This is a genomic window from Coleofasciculus sp. G2-EDA-02 (assembly GCF_040226375.1).
Lineage (GTDB): Bacteria > Cyanobacteriota > Cyanobacteriia > Cyanobacteriales > Coleofasciculaceae > Coleofasciculus.
The window spans coordinates 1-5,540 of sequence record NZ_JAVKEW010000118.1; the positions used below are offsets into that span (position 1 = coordinate 1).

Below are 5,540 nucleotides of genomic sequence, written 5' to 3' on the forward strand. Positions count from 1 at the left end.
GGGGATTGGGGATTGGGATTTGGGGATTGGGGATTGGGATTTGGGGATTGGGGATTGGGATTTGGGGATTGGGGATTGGGATTTGGGGATTGGGCGAAGCATTCGCGCTCTTGTGTTGGCATAAAACCGAGATATTTGGGCGCGAATGCTTCGCCCCTACGGCCCCTACGAATGCCTCTGTGATCCTCGGTGATTCCTTTGACTCGCAGGGTAACACCTCCATGGCTGGTAAATTTAATCGCGTTCCCCAGTAGGTTAATTAAGATTTGACGCAGCTTTCCTTCATCGGTTTCCACATAACGAGGTAGAAGATTGTCATAGTCAAATAATAACTGCAATCCCTTATTTTGAGTCGGTAATCTGAACATTTCTTCTAGACTATCAAGTAAATCGTAGAGATCAAAACTATAACAATTGAGTTTAATCTGACCGACTTCAATTTTGGACAGTTGCAGTACATTATTAATTAGGCTAAGTAAATGTTCACCGGAGCGACAAATAATGCCAATATGATCGCGTTGTTCTTGGCTTAGGGAAGAATCTCGCCCTAACAACTGAGCAAACCCAATAATCGCATTGAGGGGAGTTCGTAATTCATGACTCATATTGGACAGGAATTGGCTTTTGGCACGATTTGCCTTTTCAGCGGTTTCTTTGGCGAGTTGCAGGGTAAATTCCGCCTGTTTGCGATCGCTAATATCTTGGCTGACGGCGATCAGACAGGGTTGCTCATCTAGGGTAATCCGTTCGGCTGAGAGTAAGGCGGTGCAAATGTCCCCCGACTTGGTACGAAAATCAAATTCATAGTTGCGAATAATCCCATTTTCTGATACTTCTTTTAACATTCGGTTTCGGTCTTTCAGATTCACCCAGAGATGCAAATCGAGGGCGGTACGACCGATAATTTCTGTGGCAGAATATCCGGTAAACTGGCAGAAGCTATCATTAACATCAATATGACAGCCATCACTTAATCGGGTGATTGTCATAGCGCTGGGACTAGAACGGAAAGCACGGGCAAACTTTTCTTCTGATTGATACAATGCCACTTGGGTGCGTTTGCGATCAGTAATATTGCGGGCAACCCAGATGACTGAATTGTTGGGTAATGGGGCGATACTGGCGGTAAACCAAACCGTTTGATCGCCATTGTTTAAACTGTAATCAAAATGAATGGGTTCTTGGGTTTGGATAACTTGGCGAATTTGTTGTAACCAGATTTGGGCATTGTCACCATCGAGAAACTGTTCAATCGTTTGGTGAATCAGGTGTGCCGATCCTTCAATGTCGCGAATTGGTCGAGTCGGTGCGACTTCGATATCATTTATTTGAGGATCAATAATCAGGATAATATCAGGCATTGCTTCAAATACTGCCCGCATTTTTCCCTCAGAGGTTCGCAATTTTTTCTCGAGCAACTTGCGTTCTTCAATTTCTTGCTGAAGTTGCTGATTTTTGGCTTCTAATTCTTGGGTGCGATCGCGGACTTCGTGTTCTAAGGTTTGGCTATAATCAGTTAAAATTTTCTCGGTGCGTTTGCGGGTGGTAATATCTTGCAGTACGCTAATGCCATACAGCAGCGTTCCCTGTTCATCATAGATGGGCATTGCCCGCACTTCTAGGGGAATTTTATGATTAGAGTGATGCACTTCTAAGTCGTCAACGGTTACGGTTTCCCCTTGGAGCGATCGCGCGATCGGTAAGCGGTCTAGAGGGTACAATTGATTAGTACCCGCTAAGTAGAGTTGATAGGTGTGACAAAGCTGCTCGGTGTCGATAGTTGGATCTAAATCCTGTGCCAAAATCTGCTTTGCTTTTTTATTCATAAAGTAAAGCTTACCCCTAGCCTCTACCACCAACACGCCAACCGGTACCGCTTCCAAAAATTGTGCCAGCCGATTTTCGCTTTCACGCACGGCTTCTTCGGCTTGATCGTGCAACTGCTCAAACACAAAATCACCGTGCTCTGTTGATGTCTCTAGTAAGATTTTTAAGTCGGTATTTTCTTGCTTTAGGCGTACATTTTCTGCTTTAAATCTATGGAGAGTGAGCTGAGTCTGGATTCGGCATAAAAGTTCGGCTTGGGTAAAGGGAACAATTAAATAATCATTAGCACCGGATTCTAATATTGAGTTTAATTCATTGATATTATTGTGAGTAATTGAGACAATAATCGGCACATCCTTTAGCTGTGGCGCTTTTTGCAGATTTTGGATCTTTTCAGGAATGTTAATCTCTAGATGATTAATAGCTATCAGAATTAAGTTAGGTGGCGAATCAGGAGCATTATTAATAATAGATAGAGATTCTTCAAAGGTTTTGCCGTGGATTAGACTATAACCATAACTAGATAAATACTTGGTAATCCATTTCCCTTTTTCTGGGGAATTATCGATAATTAATATTTTTTTCATTTGTCTTGCGGTAAAATATTCATAACAGCTATTAATTTTTATTATTTTTATTTTGATATTCAACTAAAATGTCCCCGATGAATCTGACCTAAGTCAGTGACATTCAATTTAATGTAGTGAATTAACCCAAGTATGAGAGAGGAAATCGTTAATTTAACGGGGCGGGTTTAGTCGCATCTGGGTGGGGTAAGAAACGATAATAGTGAAACCCGCCCCTACATTCAGAAACACTCAAGACGCGCCATGGCATCAAGACGTGCCATGGCACGTCTCTACATACACTAGGGAGATATTCCTGGCTCGCTCTTGGAATACTTTTGTAACAACTGATTTACCTCTGGATTATACAGCCGCAAATAATTCCAATAATTCTCAAAAACTGCCTCCACATATCCCTTCGTTTCCGCAAAGGGAATCTGTTCAATGAAAGCATCTGGATCACTAAAATCATACTGCCTGATCCACTTTGCCACATTCCCAGGACCTGCATTATAACTCGCCACAGCTAATAGGGAATGGTTATTGTATTCTTGGTGAGTATGATCTAAATACCACGTCCCCAACTTAACATTATCATTGGGATCATTCAGGTCATATTCCTGAAGCTGAATTTTCTGAGCAATCCATTGACCCGTTCCCGGCATGACTTGCATCAAACCCCTGGCTCCCGCCACGGAACCGATTTGGGGTTCAAACCGAGATTCCTGGCGAATTAAACCCGTAACCAATAAAGGATTAAGCTGGCGCTGACCTGACCAATTGACAACGTAATCAAAAAATGGTAAGGGGAAAAGTGTATGCCAGTAAGCCGGTTCAGCACGCAGCGCTTGCCATTGTTGACGTTCTTCTGGGGTTTCGCGCCGACTCAAAAACCAAACTTGATTAATCCCATTGATGTTATCACCCACGCCTAAACGCATGACGCCATCGGTGAACTGTTCAGCAACCGTGGGTTTCTGTCGATTTTGAAACTCGGCTTGCCAAAGGGTCCAACTATCCTGATTTTGTCCCAATAGATGTAATTCTTTTAAGGTATCCGAGCCAGCCGGGAGTCGCGATCGCGTTTTCGGTAGCGCAACCGTTGGATTCACATCGCGCACAGTGGTAAAGTCGCCCACATCCCACCCTAAAAATCGGGCAGACCGCCACGCATAATAGGATTCTGGATACTGTGCCAAAACATGCTCAAAAGCAGCTTTCGCTTCATCTTGACGCCCCAATTCCATTGCCCATCTGCCCACCCAAAACGCCGCTTCGGGGGCGATAGGGCTATCGGGACTATCCTTGGTAATCGGTTGCGCCCAAAGCCATGCTTCGGCTAAATTCCCGGCTTTGGCTTTCTGAGAAGCCACCTGCCAACGATACTCCGCCGCCGCATTAGAACTAGGATATTGGGTTAACACCGACTGACGCGCTTGGGCGGCGGATTGAGAACTCCCCAAAGCATCCAGGATTGTTGCCTTGCTGAGTAAGGCTTCTGGGGCTTCATCGGGAAACTTAGCCACCACTTGATCCAGGTAGGAAATTGCTTCTTGGGACTGTGATAGACTCGCCAGACGTCGCAATCCTAAGCCCGTTTCCTTGGCATCAGGAAAGTCACGGATCAGCTTTTGATAGGCGGCTTTCGCTTCCGTGCGTTTGCCTTTGAGGTGATACCCGCGCCCCACTCGGTAAACATGTTCGGGCGTGGGCGGGGCTTTTGTATATGCTTGGGCAGCTTTGGCATATTCTCGGGTTTCCCAATAGCCAAAAGCAATAGCCTGCCAGTCTTCGGGCTGTAATTGAGACGCATACTGATCCACCAAGCGATCGCGGATTCCCCCACTACCAGGAGCATCGTGTGCTGATTTCGCCAATAGTAAGAGTAAATCCAGTTGTTTAGGATTCTGTTGCAGTTTTTGGCGGGCAATATCTAGAGTGCGGGGATGGGTGGGAAATTGTGCGATCGCCACTTTCCAATACTCTGGATTCGATTGACCTAAACTATAGAGGGCTTGCGCTGCTACGGGTTCATTCGGATAAGTCAAGAGAATTCCTTGCCAAGCTTTTTGGGCATTGGCTGTATCCCCCATTGCTTCGTAGGCTTGGGCGCGTTTGAGGGCAATGTGAGATGCCAACTGAGGATAATTAGAGTCTAATCCCTCTAACCATTGAAGCGCCGCCTCTGGCTGCTTTTGTTCAATTAAATCCGAGGCGAGCATATAGCGGGCGCGATATTGATCCAGGGATTGGCGCCCCGTGGCGATGTCAGTCAGTTGAGCCGCCCTAGCTTGGGGGGGTAGGAATACCAAGGGCAATACCAGGGATTGAGTATCCTTTTGGGTTAAACTGAGTTCACTGTTCGAGGACTCACCGCCCCAGTTTTCCAGAACACCCGTTTGTTTGAGGACAAACCAAGAGGAACCACAGATGGCAATCAGCAGTAGTCCCGCCCCAACTGTCACAGGAAGTCTGTATTTTTGTACCTTTAGCATGAAACCTATTTCGCCCAACACTGATAAGATCTACTGCTTCCCATTTTGACGAAGGATTGGGAAAATGGGTGGCATTTAGGGGAAGATGGGGGAGTTATCAGTTATCAGTTATCAGTTATCAGTTCTGAAATCATCCTATCCGTCTGCAATGCATATTGTTTAAGTGTCTCAAACTCTTTATTTGAAAGCCTTACCCTTAGTATCTTTTCCCTTGGCATTGTGGTATTTATTGTGCTACATTATCAAGGTAGTCTAGCACAGGCAAAAATTCGTGAGTATTGCCAATCGAGTAATCGATACTTATCACGTAAAGTGATGCTAGTACGTGAGGCGCGAGTAACCTAGAGAAAAAAACCCATGGACTCAAACGAGTGCCGATACCGCCAAAAGTGCAGCAATGCTTAGTCACAAGACTAGAACAATGTACTGTAGGGCATACAGAAACATGGGGAAAGAGAGGAACGGTTGATAAGACACTCTCGGTAAGTACCTGAACGCTTAGGGAGACAAGCCCTCTGGGGTTATCTAAGTTAGGCTCAATACTTGGTAGTTTTCTACGGGTATTTGGTTTAAGTATTGCCGCAAGGATAGATAGCTGTAAGGTGTGTCGCGGAACTAAGAATCCCCGTACTTATAGGACGGGGAGTGTCAA

At 45.3% G+C, this 5,540-nt stretch carries 3 protein-coding genes; 1 reads left to right on the forward strand and 2 read right to left on the reverse strand.

Going from position 1 to position 5,540, the window contains the following annotated elements; translation table 11 throughout:
* A partial coding sequence (locus RLO19_RS13185; protein ID WP_446357032.1) for a PAS domain S-box protein occupies nt 1-2,414 on the reverse strand: 2,414 nt, incomplete at its 3' end.
* A gap of 281 nt (nt 2,415-2,695) precedes the next feature.
* A complete protein-coding gene (locus RLO19_RS13190; RefSeq protein WP_446357034.1) occupies nt 2,696-4,888 on the reverse strand; it encodes a lytic transglycosylase domain-containing protein in 2,193 nt (730 codons plus the stop codon).
* A 45-nt stretch (nt 4,889-4,933) separates the two neighbouring features.
* Between RLO19_RS13190 and RLO19_RS13195 the strand changes: the two genes are divergently transcribed.
* Complete coding sequence (locus RLO19_RS13195; RefSeq protein WP_446357035.1) at nt 4,934-5,233, forward strand: hypothetical protein; 300 nt, start codon at nt 4,934-4,936, stop codon at nt 5,231-5,233.
* The last annotated feature ends 307 nt before the right edge of the window (nt 5,234-5,540 follow it).